Origin of the sequence: Mesorhizobium sp. L2C084A000 (genome assembly GCF_000502875.1) — a bacterium.
Lineage (GTDB): Bacteria > Pseudomonadota > Alphaproteobacteria > Rhizobiales > Rhizobiaceae > Mesorhizobium.
This window is the reverse complement of record NZ_AYWX01000002.1, coordinates 523301-544751: the sequence shown is the minus strand read 5'-3', so window position 1 is coordinate 544751 and position 21451 is coordinate 523301. Positions and strand designations below refer to the sequence as shown.

Here is a 21451-nt window from a genome sequence, read left to right as displayed (position 1 = left end):
GGCACCAAACAAACTCATCTTACTGCCCCAGCCGTTCGAGCAGGATGGGCACGTGCACCTGGTCGGATTTGTAGTTGCCGGTCAGCATGTACATCATGATGTTGACGCCGGCGCGCAGCGCGTAGATGCGCTGCATCGGGTCTGCCGGCACGGTCGGAAGCAGCGCATCGCCGTTCTCGTCGACCGCCCAGGCGCCAGCGAAATCATTGGCAGTGATCATGATCGGCGAGACGCCATCGCCGGTGCGCACCGGCCGGTTCTCGGCGTTGCTGGCGTCGAGCGAGGCCTCGACCCAGAGCGGGCTGCCGGCGAAGCGGCCGGGGAATTCGGGCAGGATGAAGAAGGATTTGGTCAGCACGTGGTCGGACGGTACCGGTTCCAGCGGCGGCACGTTGAGGTTGCCGAGGATGTCGCGCAGCCGCTCCGTCGCCGGGCTGGTCGAATCGGCGCCGATGCCGTTGGCGAACTGGTCGCGGGTGTCGAACAGCACCGTGCCGCCTTGCTGCATATAGGCGTCGACGCGGGCGATCGCGGCCTGGCTGGGCATCGGTGCGGCCGGATCGATCGGCCAGTAGATCAGCGGATAGAACGACAACTCGTCCCTCGAGATGTCGACGCCGGCCGGCTCGCCCGGTTCCAGTGCCGTCTTCTCGACCAGAAAGCGCGTCAGGCCCTCGAGCCCGGCGCGGCTGATCGAATCGTCGCCCGGCACGCCGGTCAGCACATAGGCGATGCGGGTCTTCGAAATCGCCTCGATGGCAATTTCGTCACCCGGCTTGGCGTCGTCGGCGCGGGCAAGGTCGGCATGACCGAACAAGGCACCGAGCGCAATCAGGACGACGGCGGCGCTTGTCACGGCACCGGCGCGGCGCGGCCGGCGTGAAAACAGGCCACCCATCCAGAACACCGCCAGCGTATCAAGCAGCATCAGCACCAGGGCGGCCGCGACCAGCGTGCCTTTCAAATTGCGCGATTCGTCAAAGGCATACTGGATCGAGGTGACTGGAACAGTGATTCGCGGGCGCACCAGGGGCGCCAACTTGCTGTCGGTTTCCAGCAGATTGTGGGCAAATACACCCGTCTCGGAACCATAGAGACCGGGCGGGTTTTCAAAAGTCACCGGCAGCGCGCCAGCGCCCGGTACAAGCGGCCGCGCGTCCGGCGTCGGCGGCACCAGCGAGCCGTCGGCTGCAATCATGCGATAGGGCGCCAGCGACGCCGCGGCGGCTTCGGCATTGGCGATGGCCGCGCCCTGGTTGCGCGACAGCTGCACGATGCGGCGCAGCATCTCGACGAAGCTGCCAGAGATCGGCAGGTTCGACCAGGTTGCCTCAGGGGTGACGTGGAACAGCACCAGCGTGCCCTTGCCTTTCTTCAGTCCGGTGACCAACGGCGTGCCGTCGGCAAGGGCCGCCCAGGTGCGCTCGACGATATCGGGTGTCGGCTCGGCCAGCACCTGCCTGCTGACGGTGACCTCGGTCGGGGGCGCCAGATCGGCGAACGGGCCGGCCTTGGGGAATTCGGTGACAGGCTGCGGCGACGTCCATGATAGCGCGCCGCCGAGCGAACGCTCGCCGGTGCGAAGGCGGACCGGCAGCAGATCGTCGTCATCGCCCGCAGTAGCCAGCCGCGAACCGGCGAAACGCACCAGCGTGCCGCCATTGTCGACCCAATCGACAAGCCTCTGCCGGACTTGTCCGGGAATGGTGCCGATATCTGCCATGACGATCATCGCGGGCTTCTGGTCGAGGATCTGCGGGATGGCGTCGGCAAGATCGGCGCTGGAGGGTTCGACCAGATCGGCGAATGGCTGCAGCGCCCGCCTGATGTAGTAGAGCGGCGACAAAAGCGGCTGTGCCTGGTCGGCCTCGGCCTGCGACAATAGACCGACGCGCCGCCGCTTGGAGCTTTCGTCGAGCACGCGGACCGCACCGGCCTGCCGCTCGCCGTCGAGCGCGATGGATGCGAAGTCGTTGCGCAGCTCGAACGGCACCGCCATGGTGCCGGTGGCGGTGGTTTCGCCAGGCGAAAAGGTCAGCGTAGCATCGGCGATGCGGCGGCCCTTGTCATCGAAGGCGCCGGCGGTGACCTGAGCCGGGGCAGGGTCGCCCGGCGCGCGGATGGCGGTCAGTGCAAAGCCGTCGACCTGGTTGTCGGCGGTGGTCAGGCCGGTCAGCGACAGCCTGTCTGCGGTTGCCCAGACGACACGGGTGGCATTTTTCGACAAAAGTGTGTTGAAGGCGGCTTCATCGCCTTTTGCCGCCAGGCCGTCGGCAAGCACGGCGACACTGGCCCCGGGCAAGGTCTCCAGCACGCCGGCGACGCGGGCATAGACGGCGGGCCGGTCGGTCGGGATCGGCCGCGGCTTGGCGGCACGCAGCCGGTCAAGGGCGGTGGCGGCATCGAACGGCCCGATCTCGGCATTGGCCTTTTCGGCGGTGAAGGCGATGACGACCGGCACGCCGTTGGAGCCGGCGTCGTTGATCAGCCGCTCGGCGGTGGCGACGCGTTTGCCCCAGTCGGCGGCACTTGCCCAGTCATTGTCGATGACGAGCGCAAGCGCTGCACCCTCGGCCGGCAGCTTTTCGCGCGGATTGAAGACCGGGTCGGCCAATGCGGCGACGATGAGGGCCGCCATCAAGAGCCTGAGCAGCGTCAGCCACCACGGACTCTGCTGCGGCGTCTCCTCGCGCTTCAGCACGCGGGCCAGGATCTTCAGCGGCGGGAAGATTTCGGTCTGCGGCTTGGGCGGCGTCAGCCTGAGCAGCCACCAGATCACCGGCAGTGCCAGGAGGCCCCACAGCACCATGGGGGCGCCAAAGGAAAGCGGCAGCCAACTCATGCGACAGCCTTTCCTGGCCGATCGCCACCGGCGATCGTGCCGGCACGACCGTCAGCGGTCGGCCTGACCGAGGGGCCATCAGTGGTCATCGCCATGTGCAGCCGCACCAGCGCGTCGGAAGCCAGCCGATCGGTGTGGTTGACGGTAAAGCTCCAGCCAAGCCGTTTGCACCAGGCTGCCAGTTCGTGGCGTCGGGCGGCGTAGAGCAGGCGATACTCATCCCCCAGCATTTCGGCGCGGCCGGCGGTCAGCTTGTCGCCGGTCTCAGGATCGGTGAACTCGGTTCGGCCAGCATAGGGGAAGGTCTCCTCGGCCGGGTCGGCGACCTCGATCAGGTGGGCACGTACGCCGTGGCGGGCCAGCACGTCGAGCCAGGCCATCGTCTCTTCGACGGGATCGAGGAAATCGCTGACGATGACGATGTCGCAGAAGCGCCTGATATCGGACAAATCGGGTTTTGCCGGCAAATCGCCGGCATGCATCAACTGGGCGGCGATGCGTTCGGCGCCGTTGCGGGCGGTGAACGGATCGGTGAGGCCCGGCCAGGCGATGCGCTCGCCGCTGCGCGACAACAGCTCGGCCATGGCCAGCGCCAGCACCAGCGCGCGCGATTGCTTGGAAACGCTGGCGCCGGTCGATTTGTAGAGCATCGACGGCGAGGGGTCGGCCCACAGCCAGACGGTATGGGCGGCTTCCCATTCGCGGTCGCGCACATAGGTGTGGTCGTCGCGGGCCGAGCGGCGCCAGTCGATGCGCGAGGAATCGCCCTCGACATAGGGCCGGAACTGCCAGAAATTCTCGCCGATGCCGCGCTTGCGGCGGCCGTGCCAGCCGGCGATCACGGTGTTGACGATGCGCCGCGCCTCGACCAGCAGGTCTGGCACAAGCGAGGCCCGCAACCGGCCACGGGCGAGCGCGTCACGCGTCGCTGCCGGAGCCTGGACCTCGCCGATGCGCGGCATCAAATCCCTTTCACGAGTTTCGCCACCACGTCACGCACGCTGGTGCCTTCGGCGCGGGCGGCGAAGGTCAGCGCCATGCGATGCTGCAGCACCGGCTCGGCCAGCGCACGCACGTCGTCGACCGAGGGCGCCAGCCGTCCGTCGTAAAGCGCGCGCGCCCTTGTGCACAGCATCAGCGCCTGGCTGGCGCGAGGGCCGGGGCCCCACGCGACGTTCTTGTCGGTTTCGGCGTTGCCTTGGCCGGGACGCGCCGAGCGCACCAGCGTCAGGATCGCTTCGACGACGCTTTCCGGCACCGGCATGCGGCGGATCAGCGTCTGGATTTCCTTCAGCCGCACCGGCTGCAGCACGTTCTGGGCTTTCGCGTCCTCGATGCCGGTGGTTTCCAGAAGGATGCGGCGCTCGGCCTCGATTTCTGGATAGAGGATGTCGACCTGCATCAGGAAACGGTCGAGCTGCGCCTCGGGCAGGGGATAGGTGCCTTCCTGCTCGAGCGGGTTCTGCGTTGCCAGCACATGGAAGGGCGCCGGCAGGTCGTAGCGGGCGCCGGCAATGGTGACGTGGTATTCCTGCATGGCCTGCAGCAGCGCCGACTGGGTGCGCGGCGAGGCGCGGTTGATCTCGTCGGCCATCAGAAGCTGGGCGAAGATCGGCCCGGAGATGAAGCGAAAGGCCCGCTTGCCGGTCTCGTCCTGCTCCATCACCTCGGAGCCGAGGATATCGGACGGCATCAGGTCCGGGGTGAACTGGATGCGGCGCGAATCGAGGCCGAGCACGATGCCAAGTGTTTCGACCAGCTTGGTCTTGGCGAGGCCCGGCACGCCGACCAAAAGCGCATGTCCACCGGCCAGCAGCGCCACCAGCGTACGCTCGACGACGCTTTCCTGTCCGAAGATGACCCGGCCGACCCCGTCGCGGATCCGGGAGATGTCGGCAAGCGCCTTTTCGGCCTCGGCGATCATGTCCTTTTCGCTGATCGGGCTTTCCTTGACCATCACGCTCATGCCGCATCGATCCTTGTGGTTGGAATACCATGGCTGGAACAACGGCTGCACCATACCATAAGTTGCCGCGATTCGGCCTCGCGTGGCGCCTATGTCGAAACTTAAATCACAGACTTAGGCTGACAAGCGGAACAACAGTGACTATTTCGTGACCATGACGGGACCCTTGGTACATCGTGAAGAAAGCCTGACTGGTGCCACCGAGGCGCGTGGCCTCGAGGCACTCATCTCGCGCGCCGCCCGTGCCGGCAAGGGCGCGGCACCCGTCGAACGCTGGAATCCCGACTTCTGCGGCGATCTGGACATGGAGATCAAGTCCGACGGCACCTGGTTCTATCTGGGCACGCCGATCGGGCGCATGCCGCTGGTGCAGCTTTTCTCCTCGGTGCTGCGCAAGGACGCCGATGGCAGGACCTATCTGGTGACACCGGTGGAAAAGGTCGGCATCCGCGTCGCCGATGCGCCGTTCATCGCCGTCGAAATGGACGTTTCGGGTAGCGGCGAAGCGCAGACCATCACCTTCCGCACCAATGTCGGCGATGTCGTCGAGGCCGGGCCGGAACGGCCGCTGCGCTTTGTCGACGAGAACGAGACCGGCGGATTGAAGCCCTATGTGCTGGTGCGTGGCCGTCTGGAGGCGCTGGTGGCGCGGCCGGTGATGTATGAACTGGTCGGGCATTGCGAGGAGGTCGAGATCGGCGGCGAGACGATGTTCGCGGTGCGCTCCAAGGGCGCCGTGTTCCCGATCATGCCGGCGGACCAGTTGAAGCGGCTGAGCGCGTGATGGACCAGGTGACGCCGGCGCCGTTTTCATCCGCGGATTTTCGCGCGCGTTTTGCCGTGCAGCCCGATGCGCATGCAGGCGACGATTATGGCGATCATCGCTTTAACCCCGGCCATCCGCGCCTCAATCAGGGCATGGCGCTGCGCAATGCCGCGGTGCTGATCCCGGTGGTCGATCATGAGGGCGATGCGACGGTTCTCCTGACCAAACGGGCCGAAAAGCTGCGCAGCCATTCGGGGCAGGTGGCATTTCCCGGCGGCACAATCGATCCGACCGATCCGAGCCCTGAGGCTGCGGCGCTGCGCGAGACCTTCGAGGAGATCGGGCTTGGCCGAGACCGCATCGAGATCATCGGCCGCATGCCCGACTATGTGGCCGGCAGCGGCTACCGCATCGCGCCGGTGCTGGGCATCGTGCTGCCCGGTTTCCAACTGACGCTCAACGCCGACGAGGTCGACGCCGCTTTCGAAGTGCCCCTGCGCTTCTTGATGGACCCGGCCAACCACAAGCGCGACAGCCGTATGTGGAACGATCTCGAATGGTTCTTCTACGACATGCCTTACGGCGAACGGCGCATCTGGGGCGTCACCGCCGGCATCATCCGTACCCTCTATGAAAGGCTTTATGCGTGAGTGTCTCGATCGCGGACAGGGCCGACTGGCTCGGCGACAAGCATCTGCAGCGCCTGCTGTTCGCACTGGCCGAAGGCGGTGAAGAGGCGCGAGTCGCAGGCGGCGCGGTGCGCAACACGCTGATGGGCCAGCCGGTCGCCGACATCGACATCGCCACCACCTGCCTGCCGGAGGAAACCCTCCGCCGCGCCGAAGCGGAAGGGTTCAAGGCGGTGCCAACCGGCATCGAGCATGGGACAATCACCGTGGTTGCCGGCGGAAAACCTTATGAAATCACCACCTTGCGCGCTGATATCGAGACCGACGGGCGGCGCGCGAAAGTGTCGTTCGGGCGCGACTGGAAGCTCGATGCTGAGCGGCGCGACTTCACCATCAACGCGCTCTATGCCGGGGCCGATGGCAAGGTGGTCGACCTGGTCGGCGGCATTGCCGACATCGAGGCGCGCCGGCTGCGATTCATCGGCGACCCGGAAGCGCGCATTCGCGAAGACTACCTGCGCATCCTGCGCTTCTTCCGCTTCTTCGCCTGGTACGGCGACGGGCGGCCGGACGCCGAAGGGCTGAAAGCCTGTGCCCGGCTTAAGGAAGGGCTGGCCCAGCTTTCGTCCGAGCGAATCTGGTCGGAACTGAAGAAACTTTTGTCGGCGCCCGATCCGTCACGGGCGCTGCTCTGGATGCGGCAGGCAGGTGTCTTGACCGCAGCGCTGCCGGAAAGCGAGAAATGGGGCATCGATGCCATCCATGGGTTGGCCAAGGCCGGGAAGGATCTGGGCTGGGCACCCGACCCGCTGCTCAGACTGGAAGCGATCGTGCCGCCCGATGCCGCTCGCATGAAGACGCTCGCCGAGCGGCTCAAACTCTCGACCGCCGAAGCGGATCGCCTGCGTCACTGGGCGCTTGCCAGCGCCGTCGAGCCGAAGACGACCGAGGGCGAACTGGCGAAAAGGCTCTATCGCGGTGACCGGCAGGGGTTTGTCGACCGTCTGCGGCTGTCGCTTGCGGCAGCCAGGGTGCGCGCCGTCGAGGACAATGAGGCGCTGCTCGAAGCCGGTGGTTTTTCGCGCCTGCTCGCCTTCGCCATCAAATGGGAAAAGCCGTTGTTTCCACTGAAAGGTGCCGATCTCACGGCGCTCGGCGCAACTCCGGGGCCGAAACTCGGCGAAGTCCTCAGGAATCTCGAGGCGGAATGGGTCGAAGCCGGGTTTGCCCCTGATCGCGACGCGCTCCTCAAGCGCGCCGCCGAAGCCTTGAAGGCCGGGTAGATCAGGCCGCGTCGCGGGTCTTTTCGATGCGCGAGCGGATCGCCTCGATCATCGTCTCGCGGATCACCGTCTCGCCATGCGTCTCGCGCATGTGCTCGACGGCACGGCGCATGACCTCGGCCTCCTCGTCGGCACGCGTGTGCCAGTCACAGCCGGGCACGAGCGACCCGCAGTGAAATTCCTTCATGGGATTTTCTCCTTTTCCTCCGTGGAGCCCGAGGCTCCGGCACTTTTTTGGCTGACGGTCCAAATCCGAGATCGGATCCTGGGGCCGCGAGCGGGAGAAGCATAACACAGATGGGGTGGCATTGGTTGCAGTCAACGGCGAAAAGGCGGAGCAGGCGCTGCTCCGCCCTCTTACGCTACCCCCAAACAGGACCGGATATCGTCTCATCCTGCTCTGGCGGGCAAGCCATCATTTTGCGACCTTGACGGCCTCGGCGACCTTGTTCTTGCCCTTCATATCCCATGAGACGCGGACCTTTTCACCGACCGTCAGGCCAGGATCCTTGAAGGTTTTGGGAAGCGTAAAAGACGATCCATCATCGAGGACCAGGCTCATGGCCGTCGTGTCAAAGGTCTTGATCGTTCCGGTGGTGTGCTTGACGGCGGCGAATGCCACTGAACCGGAAGCGAGAAGGGCAGCGGCGGCAGCCGAAACAATGATCTTGCGCATTGCGAAGTACTCCTGGAAAGGCGGGTATCTTTTTGACGAAGATGTCCCGCATCGTCTTGGGCCGTCCGGTCGCGTCGGGTCGCGGCTCGCTTTGTCTTGACGCAATTCCCGTCGGAAAGCCGTTTCGCACTTTCCTGGAATTGCGCGCAGGCGAGCCGCCGGCGCTTCCCGACCCGGCGCCACAAATAGACTAGTCTTTTCAACAGCCTATTAGACGAAAAAGAAATTTTTCGCCGCACCGTGTGCCACATTCCATGCCCATTTCGAGCGAATGGGACATCAATGCGGCTCACGCCGGGCTCACCATTTTGTTACGGCCAGCGGACCTCGGGTGGCAGGCTGGAAAGGATGGACGCGACATTGCCGCCGGTCTTCAGTCCGAAGATGGTGCCGCGATCGTGAAGCAGATTGAATTCGACATAGCGGCCGCGGCGGATGAGCTGTTCGTCGCGGTCGCCATCGGTCCAGTTCTCGTTGAAGTTGGCGCGCACGAGGTGGCCGTAGACGACGAGAAAAGAGCGGCCGACATCCTGGACGAAGTTGAAATCGGCATTCCAGCCGCCTTTGTCCTCGCCCGAATGCAGCCAGTCGAAGAAGATGCCGCCGGTGCCGCGCGGCTCGTTGCGGTGCGACAGATAGAAATACTCGTCGCACCAGGCCTTGTATTTCGGGTAATCGGCGACGTCGGCGTTCTTCTCGCAAGCGAATTGCATGGCGCGGTGGAAGGCGACCGTGTCGGGGTCGTCCTGCGTGCGGCGGCTGTCGAGCACCGGCGTTAGATCGGCGCCGCCGCCGAACCATTGGCGAGATGTGACCACCATGCGCGTGTTCATGTGCACGGCCGGAACGTTTGGGTTCCAGGGATGCGCGATCAGCGAAATGCCAGATGCCCAAAAGCGCGGGTCTTCCTCGGCGCCCGGCATCTGCTTCCTGAATTCGGGTGAGAACTCGCCGTGGACGGTCGAGGTGTGGACGCCGACCTTTTCGAAGACGCGGCCGTGCATCATCGACATGGTGCCGCCGCCGCCGCGCCCCTCGTCACGTTCCCATGGCGTCTTTTCGAAGCGGCCGGGCGACCACGAGGCCAGCGGCCCGCCAAGATCCTGCTCGATCTGCTCGAAGGTGGCGCAGATGCGTTCGCGCAGCGCCTCGAACCACAGCCTTGCCTTCATCTTCTTCTGTTCGATGTCGGCGGGCAGGCCTGCCGGTATTTCTGGTCGTTCCAAGTGCCGTCTCCGGTTGGGGCGGCGAGTCCCACAAATGACTCGTCTTTTGCCGGCGCGATCCCTAATCTCTTAAGGGCAAGGGTCAAGTCACTTTGGTTTTGCGCATGATCCTTTCCGAAACTCGATTCCGATTTCGGGGTCATGCGCCAGGTGCAAGGAGTTGTTTCGTGCGCACCCCGGCAAGACCGCCGCTGGATGGCCTGAAGAAAAGGCTCGACCAAAGCCGTGCCGAGCGTGTTCGTATGCCGCGCGACGGTTTCCTGCGCGAGACCTTCGTGCTGCCGCGCTCCGATGCGCGGCTCAAGGCCAAGGAATGGTTCGAGCGCTTTCCCAAGCAGGCCTACTGGACCGAGATCGAAAGCTGGTTCGAGCGGCCGGGCGACTTGATCGAGTTCACCATCAGGCGGTTGCCTGCGGCTGACTAGGATGTCCTCGAGAGAGGCGGAGCAACCAGCCTTCTTGCCCCTGTCCCCTCGCGCGCCAGCCGGTCGCCCTTGTTACGCAGCGGGCATTTGTCGATCGACATGCAGCCGCAGCCGATGCAGTCGGTCAGCCCGTCGCGCAGTTTCTTCAACTGGGCGATCTTGTGATCGAGCCCGTCGCGCCAGGCGGTCGACAAAAGGTTCCAGTCATCGCGCGTCGGCGTGCGGCCTTCTGGCAGCGATGCCAGGGCTTCACCGATCTCGGCCAGCGAAATGCCGACCTCCTGCGCCACCTTGATGATCGCCACGCGCCGCAGCACGTCACGGCCGTAGCGGCGCTGATTTCCCGCCGTGCGGTGGCTGCGGATCAGGCCGCGGGCCTCATAGAAATGCAATGCCGACACCGCCACACCGCTGCGCATGGCGACCTGGCCGACCGTTAATTCCGTTATCGGTGCCATTCCTGATTTTCCCGCTTGACCTCAAGTTAAGCTGAGCTTGTAGCGAAGAAACCCGGGGTCTGCAAACGAAGGAGAAGGCGATGTGTGCCTGGGTAAGAATGAGTGGAGAAACCACTGTCGTCGGCGGCGGCAAGCATGGTGTTGTCGATGGGTTGCGGATCCTATCCGAGTTGCCGGATGGCTTCGCCCGCCGCCATGGCGACCGAAAGCGCGACATTGATGCTGCGCGCCGTGCCCTGCATGGGGATGGTCAGCCGCGCATCCGCCGCCTGATGGACAGGATCCGGCACGCCTGCGGATTCGCGACCGAACAGCAGAATGTCGCCTTCGGCGAAGGTGAAGTCGGTGTAGGCCGTCGTCGCTTTGGTCGACAGCAGCACCAGCCGGTGCGAACCAGCCTTGCGCCGTTCCTCGAAGGCGTGCCAGTCGACATGCCGGGTCAGGGCAGCCATTTCGAGGTAGTCCATGCCGGCTCGTTTGAGCGCTTTGTCGGAGAGCGGAAATCCGGCCGGTTCGATGATGTCGACGCCAAGTCCGAGGCAAGCGGCGAAGCGCAGGATTGTCCCGGTGTTGCCGGCGATATCCGGCTGGTAGAGCGCGATGCGGAGACGACAGTTCATTTCCGCGTCTTTCTAATAAGTGGCAAATCGGCCACAGCGGGCTCGCGGTTTTGGAAATTGCTGGACCTGCGGGTGGCCATTTTCTGCGAAGTCGGGTATGTCAGCTCCATTGTCAACCCGAACCGATGGAGGGGTAATTCATGATGACCATGCACATCCAGCGCCCCTCTTATGGGCTTACCTGCCTGCCGGCGGTTTCGGTACGACGATTCTCCTGACTCTCTAAGACTTGATCGCACCGATTCCCGCCGAAACGATTTTTCGGCTCTCGAAGGAATCCTGCGATGTTTTTCAACCGGTTAAAGGGGCCTAGAGCCCCAGCNGCTCTTGAAGGAATCCTGCGATGTTTTTCAACCGGTTAAAGGGGCCAAGCGCCCCAGCTGAGCATGTCGCGACCGAGGCCTATCCTCGTGTCCCGACGGATGCAATCCGTGCCTCCGGCCGAAGGCCGGCGCACGACATTGCTTCGCCTTTTTATGTCTATTTTCACACGGAGGACGGACCGATGTTCGATCCCTATAGAATACCTGGCTCGAGGAGCCTGCATATCCACCGACTGCCGACCTGGGCGCTGCTGATCGGCGACACCTATTCGTCTGCGGTTCACGCCGAGGTTCGCCGCCGGCCGCATCGCGGCATGCTGCCGGATGTCGATTTTTCGCGCGCGGTTCCCGATCCGAGCCGCCCGTCGCTGGTGCGCCGGATCATCCGGCTGGTCAGGCCGGGCGCGAAAAACCGGGCTGGCGGCACCGTGTCGTCAGGATCGGCTGGCGCAGCTGTCGGCGAAAAGCCCGCGAGCCCCTATATTGCACGAGGCATGGCCGACGGTCCGGGTGATTCCAGACCGTCGGCCCTTGATGCCATGGGTACCGGGGATTTCGTACGCTCACGTGCCGCGTAAGCGGCAAACACATTTCACAGGCATAACCTATGTTGTTGTTTAGCTGGTTTGAAAAAAGGCTCGATCCGTTCCCCGCAGCGGAACCGGTCGAGCCGCCCAAGACGCTGGTTGCCTTCTGCCTGCATTATACGCGCGGCGCATGGCCTTATATCCTTTTCGACGCGGTGCTGGTGACGGCCATCGCGATCGCCGAAGTATGGATGTTCGGCTTCCTCGGCCGCATCGTCGACTGGCTGTCGGGGCAGAATCGCGAAACCTTCCTGCAGACGGAAGCCTGGAAGCTCGCCGGCATGGCCTTCATCGTGCTGTTCGCGCTGCCGGGCACGGTATGGCTGCATTCGTTTCTCAACCAGCAGACGCTGATGGGCAATTATCCCATGCGCATCCGCTGGCAGGTGCACCGCTATCTGCTCAAGCAGTCGATGAGTTTCTACCAGGACGAGTTCGCCGGCCGCATCGCGACAAAGCTGATGCAGACGGCTCTCGCCGTGCGCGAATGCGTCATCAAGGTGATCGACGTCCTGAACTACGTTATCGTCTATTTCCTCGGCATGCTGCTCATCGTCGGCTCGGCCGACTGGCGGCTGGCCGCGCCGCTCGGCGTCTGGCTGGTCGGCTATATCCTTTTGCTGCGGTTTTTCATTCCCCGGCTGGGCAAGGTTGGCGAGGAACAGGCCAATGCGCGCTCGATCATGACGGGCCGTGTCGTCGACAGCTACTCCAACATCCAGACGGTCAAGCTGTTCAGCCATGCACGCCGCGAAGCGTCATTCGCCAAAGACGGCATGTCCGGCTTTCTCGAAACGGTCTACCGGTCGATGCGGCTGGTGACAGTGCTTTTTGGCTCGCTTTACATCCTAAATGCATTGCTCTTGTTCTCTGTCACCGCGATGGCGTTGTGGCTGTGGCTGGGGCAAGCAGTGACGATCGGCGCGGTCGCCGTGGTCATCGGCCTTGTGCTCAGGATGTGGGGGATGTCGCAATGGATCATGTGGGAAATGTCGGGCCTGTTCGAGAACATCGGCACGGTGCAGGACGGCATCGCCTCAATCTCGCTGCCGCGCCTTGTCGAGGACAGGCCGGACGCGAAGGAGATCAGCGTTTCCAGGGGTGAGATCCGCTTTGAGGACATTCGCTTCCACTACGGCAAGCAGAAGGGTGTGATTGAAGGCCTGTCGCTGGCGGTGAAACCGGGCGAGAAGGTCGGCATCGTCGGCCGTTCCGGCGCCGGCAAGTCGACGCTGGTCAACCTGTTGCTGCGCTTCTACGACCTCGAAGCCGGGCAGATATTGATCGACGGCCAGGAGATCGCCGGTGTGAAGCAGGATTCGCTGCGTGCGCAGATCGGCATGGTCACGCAGGACACCTCGCTGCTGCATCGTTCGGTGCGCGAGAACATCCTTTATGGCCGGCCCGATGCCACCGACGAGATGCTTGTCGAGGCGGCGCGCCGCGCCGAGGCGCTGGATTTCATCGGCGGGCTTTCGGATGCCAGCGGCCGCAAGGGCTTCGATGCCCATGTCGGTGACCGCGGCGTCAAATTGTCCGGCGGCCAGCGGCAACGCGTCGCCATTGCTCGCGTTATGTTGAAGGACGCACCTATACTTATCCTTGACGAAGCGACTTCGGCGCTTGATTCCGAAGCCGAGGCGGCGATCCAAGAGAATCTCTACAAGCTCATGCAAGGCAAAACCGTCATCGCCATAGCGCACCGGCTGTCGACCATCGCGGCGATGGACAGGCTGGTGGTGATGGACAAGGGTCGTGTCATCGAGGAAGGTTCGCACGAGGAACTCGTCGCCAAGGGCGGGCTCTACGCGCAGCTCTGGCAGCGCCAGTCGGGCGGGTTCCTGCTTGAGGACGGTCCCGCCGACGCCGCCAACGACGCACTTGCAAAGGGGCAAGCCGCAGAATGATGGCCGCCGCATGATGACAGCCGTCTATCGCTGGTTCGAGAACTGGGTCTATCCGTTCAGGGAGCCAGCGAATCTTCGGCCACCGACCAGCGTCGGCGGCTTTCTCTGGCACTATGTCGGCCAGGCGAAGTTCGCCTTCTTCGCCATGCTGGTCATCGGCGGCATCGCGCCGCTGGTCGAGGCCGGCCTGTTCTACTTCGTCGGGCGGCTGGTCGATATTCTCGACCAGCTTCCCGCCGAGCGCAGTTGGCACGCACTGTGGGCCGCCGCAGGCCCTGAACTGGTTTTCATGGCCGTGGTGGTGCTGGTCATCCGCACCGTCGTCGTCGGCCTTTCGGCGCTGGTCGACGAACAGACGATCACGCCCGGCTTCTACAATCTGGTGCGCTGGCAGGCGCACCGGCATGTCTCGCGCCAGTCCTACGCCTTCTTCCAGAACGATTTCGCCGGCCGCATCGCAACAAAGGTCTGGCAGGCGGGCCAGGCCACCGGCGACCTGATGGAAAGCTTCATCGAGGTCGTCTGGTTCATGATCGTCTATACGGTGACGACGCTGGCGCTGGTCGCAGGCCTCGATCTCAGGCTGGCGGTGCTGGTGGTGATCTGGATTTCCGCTTTCGCTTGGCTGGCCAAGCTCTATCTGCCGGCAATCCGCAAGCATGCCGAGGAAACAGCCGAGGCCGGCTCGATGATCACCGGCCGCATTGTCGATTCCTATTCCAACGTGCAGACGCTGAAACTGTTCTCGGCCGATGGCGACGACCGCTACATCAGGAACGGTTTCGACATCTACCTCGACGCATTGCGCCCGTTCACCCGCCGGCTGACCGGCGTGCGCATGGCGCTGACGACGCTGTCGGGCATCATGATCACGGCGATCGGCTGTTTTGCCGTCTATCTCTGGGTCGAGGGCTCGATCACCGTCGGCGCTGTCGCCTTCACCCTGTCGCTGGTGCTGCGGCTCAACATGCTGCTTGGCCGGCTGATGATGCAGCTCAACAGCATCTTGCGAAACCTCGGCGTGCTGGAGAACTCCAAGGCGCTGATTTCGCAGCCGCTCGGCCTCACGGATGCGCCCGACGCCAAGGAACTCGTGGTGGCAGGCGGGCGTATCGAGGTGAAGAACGTCGAGTTCCATTACGGCAAAGGTTTCGGCGTACTGAACGGCATCGACCTTGTCGTCAAGCCGGGCGAGAAGGTCGGGCTGGTCGGACCGTCTGGCGCGGGCAAGACGACCCTCGCCAATCTGATCCTGCGGCTCTACGATCTGGAGAGCGGGTCGATCACCATCGATGGCCAGGATGTCGCCAAAGTCACGCAAAATTCGCTGCGCGCCAATATCGGCGTCGTCAGCCAGGACACGGCGCTGTTCCACCGTTCGCTGCGCGACAACATCAAGCTCGGCATGCCTGACGCGACCGATGCGGAGGTGATCGCGGCGGCGAAAAAGGCCGAGGCGCACGAGTTCATCCTGACCTTGCGCGACAACAGGGACCGCGCCGGCTACGAGGCCTTTGTCGGCGAGCGCGGCGTCAAACTGTCGGGCGGCCAGCGCCAGCGCGTGGCGATCGCCCGTGTCTTCCTGAAGGACGCGCCGATCCTGATCCTCGACGAGGCGACCTCGGCGCTCGATTCGGATATCGAGGCGGCAATCCAGGAGAATCTGACGCGGCTGATGGAGAACAAGACGGTCATCGCCATCGCCCACCGGCTGTCGACGATCGCAGCACTCGACCGGCTGGTGGTGCTCGACGGCGGCCGCATCGTCGAGCAAGGCACGCATGACCAGCTGGTGGCGCTCGACGGGCTCTATGCGCGGCTGTGGAAGCGGCAGTCCGGCGGTTTTCTCTATCACGAGGACAGCGTGCTCGAAGAGACGCGGCCTGCGGAGTAGGGCATGGTTGGATCGGCAGAGGTCATTCCAGAGATCGGCCCCGGAGTGAGCTATGTGCTCAAGCGGCTCCGGCCAACCACGCCGGCCTTCGACGCGCTGAAGCAGGAAAGCCGGTTTGGGGGCTACTGGATGCTGGTGCGCCTGGCGGATGGCTGGGCTAGCGGCCGTAACAAGTTCTTGAAGCGCGGCGAGGCACTCTACGGAGCCTGGAATGGCCGGGAACTCGCCGGCGTGTGCGGGCTGAACATCGATCCCTATTTCGAGGCCAGGGGCCACGGCCGGGTCCGGCACCTGTTCGTCAGTGCGCGCCACCGTCGCAACGGTCTTGGCCGGATGCTGGTCGAGACCGTTATCGACAGGGCACGTCACCATTTCGCCGTGCTGAACACCCGCGCGCCGCAAGAAGCCTTCGGTTTCTACGAACGGCTTGGCTTTCAGCGCGTGGAAGGCGAAGAATTCGTCACACACCGCATGGTCTTCGGGAAAGGAAGCTGAAATGTCCTTGCGTCCGCCATCTCATCTAGCCGGCGCCTCGTCCGCGGAAGCCGCCTTCGACGCGCTCGGCCATGAAATATTGGCGGAAAAGGCGGCAGCACTTGGCCGCGCCGGCCAGCGGGTAGAGGAAACGTTGGCCAGGCTGCGCGACAATGCCGACGAGCAACTGCGCCCCCGGCTGCTCAAGGATGCCGCCGAGGCGGTGCATGGCTATTTCATCCAGCGCGAGCTGTGCGGCTTGCGCAAGCACGATACCGTCATTCGTGAATACAACATCCCGAAAGCGGTGCTGGCCAGGCTCGGCGCGAAATAACTCTCTTTTGTTGGACCATGATCTTATTCCGAAAACCGGTTCCCACTTTTCGGGATCATGGTCTACTCAAGCCATTCGGTGATGAAGCTGCCATTCTCGTGGATGTCGGTCGTCTCCGGCGGGCCTGGGCCGAGATTGGTGAATTTGTGCGGCGTATTGGGCGGCACGATCAGGATCTGGCCGGCGGATGCCTCGATCTCCTGGTCGCCGACGGTGAACAGGCCGGTGCCCTGGCGAATGATGAAGATCTCAGCGTAGGGATGTGTATGCAGGCGGGGCCGCCTCCGACGCCAGGCAGATAGTTGAAGATCAGGCAGGAGAGCCGTAGGCGCCACATTGCAATTCGCCCTTCCAATGGTCGGAGCGAACAGACCAGGTGTCGCGGTCTATGATTTGTGCCCTGGCTATCTAGCCCTTCGCGGGTATCCAGGGGTTGAAAAGCTTCACCCCGGTGCCCTCAAAATCCTTGGTATTGCGTGTCACGACTGTCAAATTATTGACAAGCGCGCTGGCGGCAATGAGAGCATCGCGTTCCGGCTTAGGGTCAGGAACGTGGAGGTTTGCGCAACGCACGACAACGGCCGTGTCTATGCTCAGTATCCGGTCGTCGAACTGTGGAATTAGTATTTGATCCAACCACTCACGGTACATGGCGGCCTGGCGGGTGTCCTTCCTCGACAACAACAGTGTTCCGATTTCGAGTTCCAGGATCGAAATCACCGACATGAAAAAGCTGGCGACGTCGTGGGTCTCAGACCAGGCTAAAACGTTGCGATCGGCCTTGTCCCGACGACGCAGATTCGAAACGACATTGGTGTCGAGAATAAACATCAGTCGAGATCGGGAATCTTGAAAAACGGTCCTTCCAGGCGAGGTGGTTCCCAGTCGAAGTCTGCTTCGGGGCGATCGTCGGCAATCGCGTCCGCGAGGCTTCTCGGCTTCTTCTCCAACCGCTCGTATTCCTCCATCGAAATCAGCACATGGGAAGGCTTGCCGCGATCGGTGATGATAACCGGTCCGTTCCTGGCAGCCCGCTTCGCAAGCGCCGTGTCCTGGTTGAATTCACGGCTCGACATGATGGTGATCGTCTTCGTTGAGATGTTCATTTCAGCACCTCCGTCGAGTAGATGTAGACATATTGCTACATTTAGCCAAGCACGTCAAATTCATCGCTGTGCGGAACGCCCGCGACAATCTGCCCTTGTGCCTTCACCCGTCTGGACAAAAACGGGCTTCACGCATAAACCGAAGTCCAAATGCCGGAGGAATTCGCAAGCCTGTTCGCCATGCGCTGTCGGGTTGGCGTAATTGAGCGGGGAACAAGGCTCAGCCACCGGCACGGAAGAGGCGAAAGGATCAGGCACCCGTGAGCGCAACCGACACCCAGGATCCCAACCGTCGTGATTTTCTCTACGTCGCCACCGGCATGGCCGCAGTGGTCGGCGCGGGTGCTTTCGCGTGGCCGTTCATCGACCAGATGCGCCCCGATGCCTCGACGCTGGCGCTCGCTTCCGTCGAAGTCGACGTCGCCTCGCTGACGCCGGGCATGTCGCTGATCGTCAAGTGGCGCGGCAAGCCGGTCGTGGTCCGCAACCGCACCGAACAGGAAATGAAGGACGGCGAGGCTGTCAATCTCGCCGATCTCAAGGATCCGATCGCCCGCAACGCCAATCTGCCGTCCGATGCGCCGGCGACCGACGCCAATCGCACCACGCCCGGCAAGGAGGCCTGGATGGTGATGGTTCAGGTCTGCACGCATCTCGGCTGCATTCCGCTTGGCCAGGAAGGCGATTTCGGCGGCTGGTTCTGCCCGTGCCACGGTTCGCAATACGATACGGCCGGCCGCATCCGCAAAGGCCCGGCGCCTGAGAACATGGCGGTTCCGGTATTCAAGTTCATTTCCGATACCAAGATCCTTATCGGTTGAGGCAGGGGATATTTCGATGAGCGAGGGACACTCGACCTATACGCCCAAAACCGGTCTCGGACGCTGGTTCGACGCCCGCATGCCGCTGCCGCGGCTGGTCTATGACAGCTTCGTTGCCTATCCGGTGCCGCGCAACCTCAACTATGCGTGGACCTTTGGCGGCATCCTTTCGATCATGCTGGTGGCGCAGATCCTGACCGGCATCGTGCTGGCCATGCATTACACGGCTGACACCAATCTGGCCTTCGGCTCGGTCGAGAAGATCATGCGCGACGTGAATTCCGGCTGGCTGCTGCGCTACATGCATTCGAACGGCGCCTCGTTCTTCTTCGTCGCCGTCTACATCCACATCTTCCGTGGCCTCTATTACGGCTCCTACAAGGCGCCGCGCGAACTGCTCTGGATCCTCGGCTGCATCATCTATCTCCTGATGATGGCGACCGGTTTCATGGGCTACGTGCTGCCATGGGGCCAGATGAGCTTCTGGGGCGCCACCGTCATCACCGGCTTCTTCAGCGCCATTCCGCTGGTCGGCGACTGGATTCAGCAGCTGCTGCTCGGCGGCTTTGCCGTCGACAACCCGACGCTGAACCGTTTCTTTGCGCTGCACTATCTGTTGCCGTTCATGATTGCCGGCGTCGTCGTTTTGCACATCTGGGCGCTGCATGTCGTGGGCCAGTCGAACCCGACGGGTATCGAGGTCAAGTCGAAGACCGACACTGTCGCCTTCACCCCCTACGCGACCATCAAGGACGCGTTCGGCATGATCGTGTTCCTGTTCTTCTTCGCTTATTTCGTCTTCTACCTGCCGAACTATCTCGGCCATCCCGACAACTACATCGTCGCCAACCCGCTGAAGACGCCGGCCCACATCGTGCCCGAATGGTACTTCCTGCCGTTCTACGCGATCCTGCGCGCCATCACCTTCAATGTCGGGCCGATCAACTCCAAGCTCGGCGGCGTGCTGTGCATGTTCGGCGCCATCGTCATGTTGTTCCTGGTGCCGTGGCTCGACACTTCGAAGGTACGCTCGGCCGTTTACCGGCCCTGGTACAAGCTGTTCTTCTGGTTGTTCGTGGCCGATGCCATCCTGCTTGGCTGGCTGGGCTCGCAGCCGGCCGAAGGCAGCTATGTGTTCATGGCGCAGATGGCGACATTGTTCTACTTCGCCTTCTTCCTGATCGCGCTGCCGGTGCTCGGCCTGATCGAGACGCCGCGACGGCTGCCGAACTCGATCACCGAGGCGGTGCTCGAGAAGAACAAGGGCGGCAGCGGACATCCGGCGGGCGCTACGGCGGCTCCGGAAACCAAAGGCTGAGCGGGTAGAGAATCTAAGGGGATTTGGCATGAAAAAGATTCTCACCTCGCTGGCGCTGATCGGCCTCGTGGCGGTCGCCGCTGGGGCCGCGGGCACTCGGGCGATCGCCGCCGAAGAGGCACACAATGTGGCCAATCCGACGCATTTCCCGATCGACGAGCCAAAGGAAATGGACTGGAGTTTCACCGGCCCATTCGGCACTTACGACAAGGCGCAGTTGCAGCGCGGCCTCAAGGTCTACAAGGAAGTCTGCTCGGCCTGCCATTCGATGAACCTGGTGGCGTTCCGCACGCTGTCGGACCTCGGCTATTCCGATGCGCAGATCAAGACGCTGTCGGCCGAGTACACAATCCATGACGGCCCCAACGATGCCGGCGACATGTTCGACCGTCCCGGCAAGCCGTCCGACCATTTCCCGCCGCCCTTCGCCAATGAGGAAGCGGCTGCTGCTTCCAATGGCGGCGCTGCCCCGCCCGACATGTCGCTGCTGGCCAAGGCGCGCGGCGTCGAGCGCGGCTTTCCGCAATTCGTCTTCGACATCTTCACACAATACGATGCCGGCGGTCCCGACTATATCCACTCGCTGCTGACCGGCTACGACCAGACGCCGCCGGCCGGCATGGTGATCCCGGAAGGCACCCACTACAATCCGTACTTCATGTCCGGCGTGTCGCTGAAAATGCCCAAGCCGCTCTCCGACGGCCAGGTGACCTATGATGACGGTGCGCCGCAGACCGTCGACCAGTATTCCCGCGACGTCTCCGCCTTCCTGGCGTGGGCGGCCGAGCCGCATATGGAAGACCGCAAGAAGACCGGTTTTCGCGTTCTGGTGTTCCTGCTTTTGTTCGGCGCGCTGGTCTATCTCACCAAGCGCAAGGTGTGGGAAGGCGTGGCCCACTAGGCCATACAATCAAGTGATCGCGAAGGGCGCCGAGAGGCGCCCTTTTGCATTTCCGGAGGCTGGTCATGTCACATGGCCGTCATCGCATCCGGCGATCCTGTGCTGCTCTCATCAAAGGATCGCATTCATGAAAAGATACGCATCGCTCGCGGCAGGCCTGTTGCTGCTCATCCTCGGCTCGGCAGCGCAAGCGGAAGACGCCCAGCCCTTCGTCACCAACAAGGACGTCGACCTGACGATGATCCTGCCGCCGCCGCCGGCAAACGATTCGGCGCAGACCAAGGCCGAACTCGGCGAGGTGCTGACGCTGCAGGTGACGCGCACCCCGGAGATGGTCGCCAGCGCGGTGGCTGATGCCGAGGAGAATGTCTGGCGCTTTGCCGACGTCATGGGGCCGAAATTCAACAAGGAAACGCTGCCGAAATTCAGCGCTTTCTTCGATCGCGTGGTGGCTACCGAAGGGGCTGTAGTCGACCCGGCCAAGGATGTCTGGAAGCGCCCGCGCCCGCATCAGCTCAGCGATCTCGTCAAGCCGGCGGTCAAGCTGTCGAGCTCCGGTTCCTGGCCGTCCGGCCATGCCACCGTAGGCACGATGATGGGCATCATCCTGTCCGACATGGTCCCGGAAAAGCGCGCCGAGATCATGGCGCGTGCGGCCGAATACGCCCACAACCGCGAGGTCGGCGGCATCCACTATGCGTCCGACGTCGAGATGGGCAAGATTTCCGGCAGCGTTATTGCCGCGGTCCTGCTCAACCGGGACGACTTCAAGGCTGAATATGAAGTGGCCAGGGCCGAGCTTCGTTCCGATCTCGGCATGTAATCCTCGTCAGCCGGATTTAGACGGGAAGGGGCGCTTAAGGCGCTCCTTTTTTGTTAACGCTCGTGCTCAAGC

At 63.2% G+C, this 21451-nt stretch carries 23 protein-coding genes and 1 pseudogene; 13 read left to right on the top strand and 11 right to left on the bottom strand.

All coding sequences use genetic code 11. The features are described 5' to 3' along the window. Positions 1-19 precede the first annotated feature (19 nt). Genes X735_RS158630 through X735_RS158640 form a run of 3 tightly spaced genes read right to left on the bottom strand, consistent with a single transcriptional unit; the run spans position 20 to position 4808 of the window. The gene (locus X735_RS158630; protein WP_023809855.1) at positions 20-2842 is read right to left on the bottom strand and encodes a DUF4159 domain-containing protein; all 2823 of its coding nucleotides are present in this window, start codon (positions 2840-2842) and stop codon (positions 20-22) included. Further along, on the bottom strand, positions 2839-3804 hold the full coding sequence (locus X735_RS158635; RefSeq protein ID WP_023809854.1) for a DUF58 domain-containing protein: 966 nt from the start codon (positions 3802-3804) through the stop codon (positions 2839-2841). Before X735_RS158635 ends, X735_RS158630 begins: the two co-directional genes overlap by 4 nt. Beyond that, positions 3804-4808: a MoxR family ATPase gene (locus X735_RS158640; RefSeq protein ID WP_023809853.1), complete on the bottom strand. Its 1005-nt coding sequence runs from the start codon at positions 4806-4808 to the stop codon at positions 3804-3806. Before X735_RS158640 ends, X735_RS158635 begins: the two co-directional genes overlap by 1 nt. Before the next feature lie 154 nt (positions 4809-4962). On the opposite strand from X735_RS158640, the gene X735_RS158645 reads away from it, so the two are divergent. Genes X735_RS158645 through X735_RS158655 form a run of 3 tightly spaced genes read left to right on the top strand, consistent with a single transcriptional unit; the run spans position 4963 to position 7486 of the window. Next, positions 4963-5592 (top strand): DUF1285 domain-containing protein, encoded by a 630-nt coding sequence (locus tag X735_RS158645; protein WP_023809852.1) that lies wholly within the window; start codon positions 4963-4965, stop codon positions 5590-5592. After that, positions 5592-6224 carry a CoA pyrophosphatase gene (locus tag X735_RS158650; RefSeq protein WP_023809851.1) on the top strand — a complete coding sequence of 211 codons (633 nt, stop codon included), beginning with the start codon at positions 5592-5594 and terminating at the stop codon, positions 6222-6224. Before X735_RS158645 ends, X735_RS158650 begins: the two co-directional genes overlap by 1 nt. Continuing rightward, on the top strand, positions 6221-7486 hold the full coding sequence (locus X735_RS158655; protein WP_023809850.1) for a CCA tRNA nucleotidyltransferase: 1266 nt from the start codon (positions 6221-6223) through the stop codon (positions 7484-7486). The genes X735_RS158650 and X735_RS158655 overlap by 4 nt, the downstream gene beginning before the upstream one ends. A 1-nt stretch (position 7487) precedes the next feature. Here X735_RS158655 and X735_RS158660 read toward each other — a convergent pair whose 3' ends face one another. The 3 genes from X735_RS158660 to hemF all read right to left on the bottom strand — a co-directional run bounded on the left by X735_RS158660 (position 7488) and on the right by hemF (position 9388). Further along, positions 7488-7673 carry a DUF1059 domain-containing protein gene (locus X735_RS158660; protein WP_013529972.1) on the bottom strand — a complete coding sequence of 62 codons (186 nt, stop codon included), beginning with the start codon at positions 7671-7673 and terminating at the stop codon, positions 7488-7490. Between the two features lie 228 nt (positions 7674-7901). Beyond that, on the bottom strand, positions 7902-8162 hold the full coding sequence (locus tag X735_RS158665; protein ID WP_023809849.1) for a DUF1344 domain-containing protein: 261 nt from the start codon (positions 8160-8162) through the stop codon (positions 7902-7904). Between the two features lie 311 nt (positions 8163-8473). Further along, a complete protein-coding gene (gene hemF / locus X735_RS158670) occupies positions 8474-9388 on the bottom strand; it encodes an oxygen-dependent coproporphyrinogen oxidase (RefSeq protein WP_023809848.1) in 915 nt (304 codons plus the stop codon). A 167-nt stretch (positions 9389-9555) separates the two neighbouring features. Here hemF and X735_RS158675 point away from each other — a divergent pair, with 167 nt between their 5' ends. Continuing rightward, positions 9556-9813 (top strand): hypothetical protein, encoded by a 258-nt coding sequence (locus X735_RS158675; protein ID WP_013529975.1) that lies wholly within the window; start codon positions 9556-9558, stop codon positions 9811-9813. Here the strand turns inward: X735_RS158675 and soxR are convergent. Together soxR and X735_RS158685 are read right to left on the bottom strand one after the other, a co-directional pair. After that, positions 9810-10271: a redox-sensitive transcriptional activator SoxR gene (gene soxR / locus X735_RS158680; protein ID WP_023809847.1), complete on the bottom strand. Its 462-nt coding sequence runs from the start codon at positions 10269-10271 to the stop codon at positions 9810-9812. The genes X735_RS158675 and soxR overlap by 4 nt on opposite strands. 161 nt (positions 10272-10432) lie before the next feature. Next, positions 10433-10891: a tRNA (cytidine(34)-2'-O)-methyltransferase gene (locus X735_RS158685; protein WP_023809846.1), complete on the bottom strand. Its 459-nt coding sequence runs from the start codon at positions 10889-10891 to the stop codon at positions 10433-10435. A 505-nt stretch (positions 10892-11396) separates the two neighbouring features. Between X735_RS158685 and X735_RS0133870 the strand changes: the two genes are divergently transcribed. Genes X735_RS0133870 through X735_RS158705 form a run of 5 tightly spaced genes read left to right on the top strand, consistent with a single transcriptional unit; the run spans position 11397 to position 16410 of the window. Beyond that, positions 11397-11792: a hypothetical protein gene (locus tag X735_RS0133870; protein ID WP_023809845.1), complete on the top strand. Its 396-nt coding sequence runs from the start codon at positions 11397-11399 to the stop codon at positions 11790-11792. Between the two features lie 29 nt (positions 11793-11821). Then, positions 11822-13708 carry an ABC transporter ATP-binding protein gene (locus X735_RS158690; protein ID WP_023809844.1) on the top strand — a complete coding sequence of 629 codons (1887 nt, stop codon included), beginning with the start codon at positions 11822-11824 and terminating at the stop codon, positions 13706-13708. Positions 13709-13718: 10 nt separating this feature from the next. Beyond that, positions 13719-15602 carry an ABC transporter ATP-binding protein gene (locus X735_RS158695; protein ID WP_023809843.1) on the top strand — a complete coding sequence of 628 codons (1884 nt, stop codon included), beginning with the start codon at positions 13719-13721 and terminating at the stop codon, positions 15600-15602. A 3-nt stretch (positions 15603-15605) separates the two neighbouring features. Further along, positions 15606-16097, top strand: a complete 492-nt coding sequence (locus X735_RS158700; RefSeq protein WP_023809842.1) for a GNAT family N-acetyltransferase — start codon at positions 15606-15608, stop codon at positions 16095-16097. 1 nt (position 16098) lies between these two features. After that, positions 16099-16410 (top strand): DUF6665 family protein, encoded by a 312-nt coding sequence (locus X735_RS158705; RefSeq protein WP_023809841.1) that lies wholly within the window; start codon positions 16099-16101, stop codon positions 16408-16410. Positions 16411-16472: 62 nt separating this feature from the next. Here X735_RS158705 and X735_RS01000000165645 read toward each other — a convergent pair. The 3 genes and pseudogenes from X735_RS01000000165645 to X735_RS158715 all read right to left on the bottom strand — a co-directional run bounded on the left by X735_RS01000000165645 (position 16473) and on the right by X735_RS158715 (position 17516). Continuing rightward, positions 16473-16818: pseudogene (locus tag X735_RS01000000165645) on the bottom strand (cupin domain-containing protein). Continuing rightward, positions 16819-17241: a type II toxin-antitoxin system VapC family toxin gene (locus tag X735_RS158710; protein ID WP_023809840.1), complete on the bottom strand. Its 423-nt coding sequence runs from the start codon at positions 17239-17241 to the stop codon at positions 16819-16821. Next, complete coding sequence (locus X735_RS158715) at positions 17241-17516, bottom strand: type II toxin-antitoxin system Phd/YefM family antitoxin (protein ID WP_031212730.1); 276 nt, start codon at positions 17514-17516, stop codon at positions 17241-17243. The genes X735_RS158710 and X735_RS158715 overlap by 1 nt, the downstream gene beginning before the upstream one ends. Positions 17517-17776: 260 nt before the next feature. Here X735_RS158715 and petA point away from each other — a divergent pair, with 260 nt between their 5' ends. The 4 genes from petA to X735_RS158735 all read left to right on the top strand — a co-directional run bounded on the left by petA (position 17777) and on the right by X735_RS158735 (position 21379). Then, a complete protein-coding gene (gene petA, locus X735_RS158720) occupies positions 17777-18337 on the top strand; it encodes a ubiquinol-cytochrome c reductase iron-sulfur subunit (RefSeq protein WP_023809838.1) in 561 nt (186 codons plus the stop codon). A gap of 16 nt (positions 18338-18353) precedes the next feature. Continuing rightward, the gene (locus X735_RS158725) at positions 18354-19655 is read left to right on the top strand and encodes a cytochrome b N-terminal domain-containing protein (protein WP_013529985.1); all 1302 of its coding nucleotides are present in this window, start codon (positions 18354-18356) and stop codon (positions 19653-19655) included. A 28-nt stretch (positions 19656-19683) separates the two neighbouring features. After that, complete coding sequence (locus tag X735_RS158730; protein ID WP_023809837.1) at positions 19684-20556, top strand: cytochrome c1; 873 nt, start codon at positions 19684-19686, stop codon at positions 20554-20556. Between the two features lie 127 nt (positions 20557-20683). Continuing rightward, on the top strand, positions 20684-21379 hold the full coding sequence (locus tag X735_RS158735; protein ID WP_023809836.1) for a phosphatase PAP2 family protein: 696 nt from the start codon (positions 20684-20686) through the stop codon (positions 21377-21379). Positions 21380-21451: the final 72 nt, after the last annotated feature.

Bases quoted from the DNA above. Each gene is read 5' to 3' on its own strand.
- X735_RS158630 (WP_023809855.1), bottom strand. From the start codon at position 2,842: ATGAGTTGGCTGCCGCTTTCCTTTGGCGCCCCCATGGTGCTGTGGGGC.
- X735_RS158635 (WP_023809854.1), bottom strand. From the start codon at position 3,804: ATGCCGCGCATCGGCGAGGTCCAGGCTCCGGCAGCGACGCGTGACGCG.
- X735_RS158640 (WP_023809853.1), bottom strand. From the start codon at position 4,808: ATGAGCGTGATGGTCAAGGAAAGCCCGATCAGCGAAAAGGACATGATC.
- X735_RS158645 (WP_023809852.1), top strand. From the start codon at position 4,963: ATGACGGGACCCTTGGTACATCGTGAAGAAAGCCTGACTGGTGCCACC.
- X735_RS158650 (WP_023809851.1), top strand. From the start codon at position 5,592: ATGGACCAGGTGACGCCGGCGCCGTTTTCATCCGCGGATTTTCGCGCG.
- X735_RS158660 (WP_013529972.1), bottom strand. From the start codon at position 7,673: ATGAAGGAATTTCACTGCGGGTCGCTCGTGCCCGGCTGTGACTGGCAC.
- X735_RS158665 (WP_023809849.1), bottom strand. From the start codon at position 8,162: ATGCGCAAGATCATTGTTTCGGCTGCCGCCGCTGCCCTTCTCGCTTCC.
- soxR (WP_023809847.1), bottom strand. From the start codon at position 10,271: ATGGCACCGATAACGGAATTAACGGTCGGCCAGGTCGCCATGCGCAGC.
- X735_RS158685 (WP_023809846.1), bottom strand. From the start codon at position 10,891: ATGAACTGTCGTCTCCGCATCGCGCTCTACCAGCCGGATATCGCCGGC.
- X735_RS0133870 (WP_023809845.1), top strand. From the start codon at position 11,397: ATGTTCGATCCCTATAGAATACCTGGCTCGAGGAGCCTGCATATCCAC.
- X735_RS158690 (WP_023809844.1), top strand. From the start codon at position 11,822: ATGTTGTTGTTTAGCTGGTTTGAAAAAAGGCTCGATCCGTTCCCCGCA.
- X735_RS158695 (WP_023809843.1), top strand. From the start codon at position 13,719: ATGATGACAGCCGTCTATCGCTGGTTCGAGAACTGGGTCTATCCGTTC.
- X735_RS158700 (WP_023809842.1), top strand. From the start codon at position 15,606: ATGGTTGGATCGGCAGAGGTCATTCCAGAGATCGGCCCCGGAGTGAGC.
- X735_RS158705 (WP_023809841.1), top strand. From the start codon at position 16,099: ATGTCCTTGCGTCCGCCATCTCATCTAGCCGGCGCCTCGTCCGCGGAA.
- X735_RS158710 (WP_023809840.1), bottom strand. From the start codon at position 17,241: ATGTTTATTCTCGACACCAATGTCGTTTCGAATCTGCGTCGTCGGGAC.
- X735_RS158715 (WP_031212730.1), bottom strand. From the start codon at position 17,516: ATGAACATCTCAACGAAGACGATCACCATCATGTCGAGCCGTGAATTC.
- X735_RS158725 (WP_013529985.1), top strand. From the start codon at position 18,354: ATGAGCGAGGGACACTCGACCTATACGCCCAAAACCGGTCTCGGACGC.
- X735_RS158730 (WP_023809837.1), top strand. From the start codon at position 19,684: ATGAAAAAGATTCTCACCTCGCTGGCGCTGATCGGCCTCGTGGCGGTC.
- X735_RS158735 (WP_023809836.1), top strand. From the start codon at position 20,684: ATGAAAAGATACGCATCGCTCGCGGCAGGCCTGTTGCTGCTCATCCTC.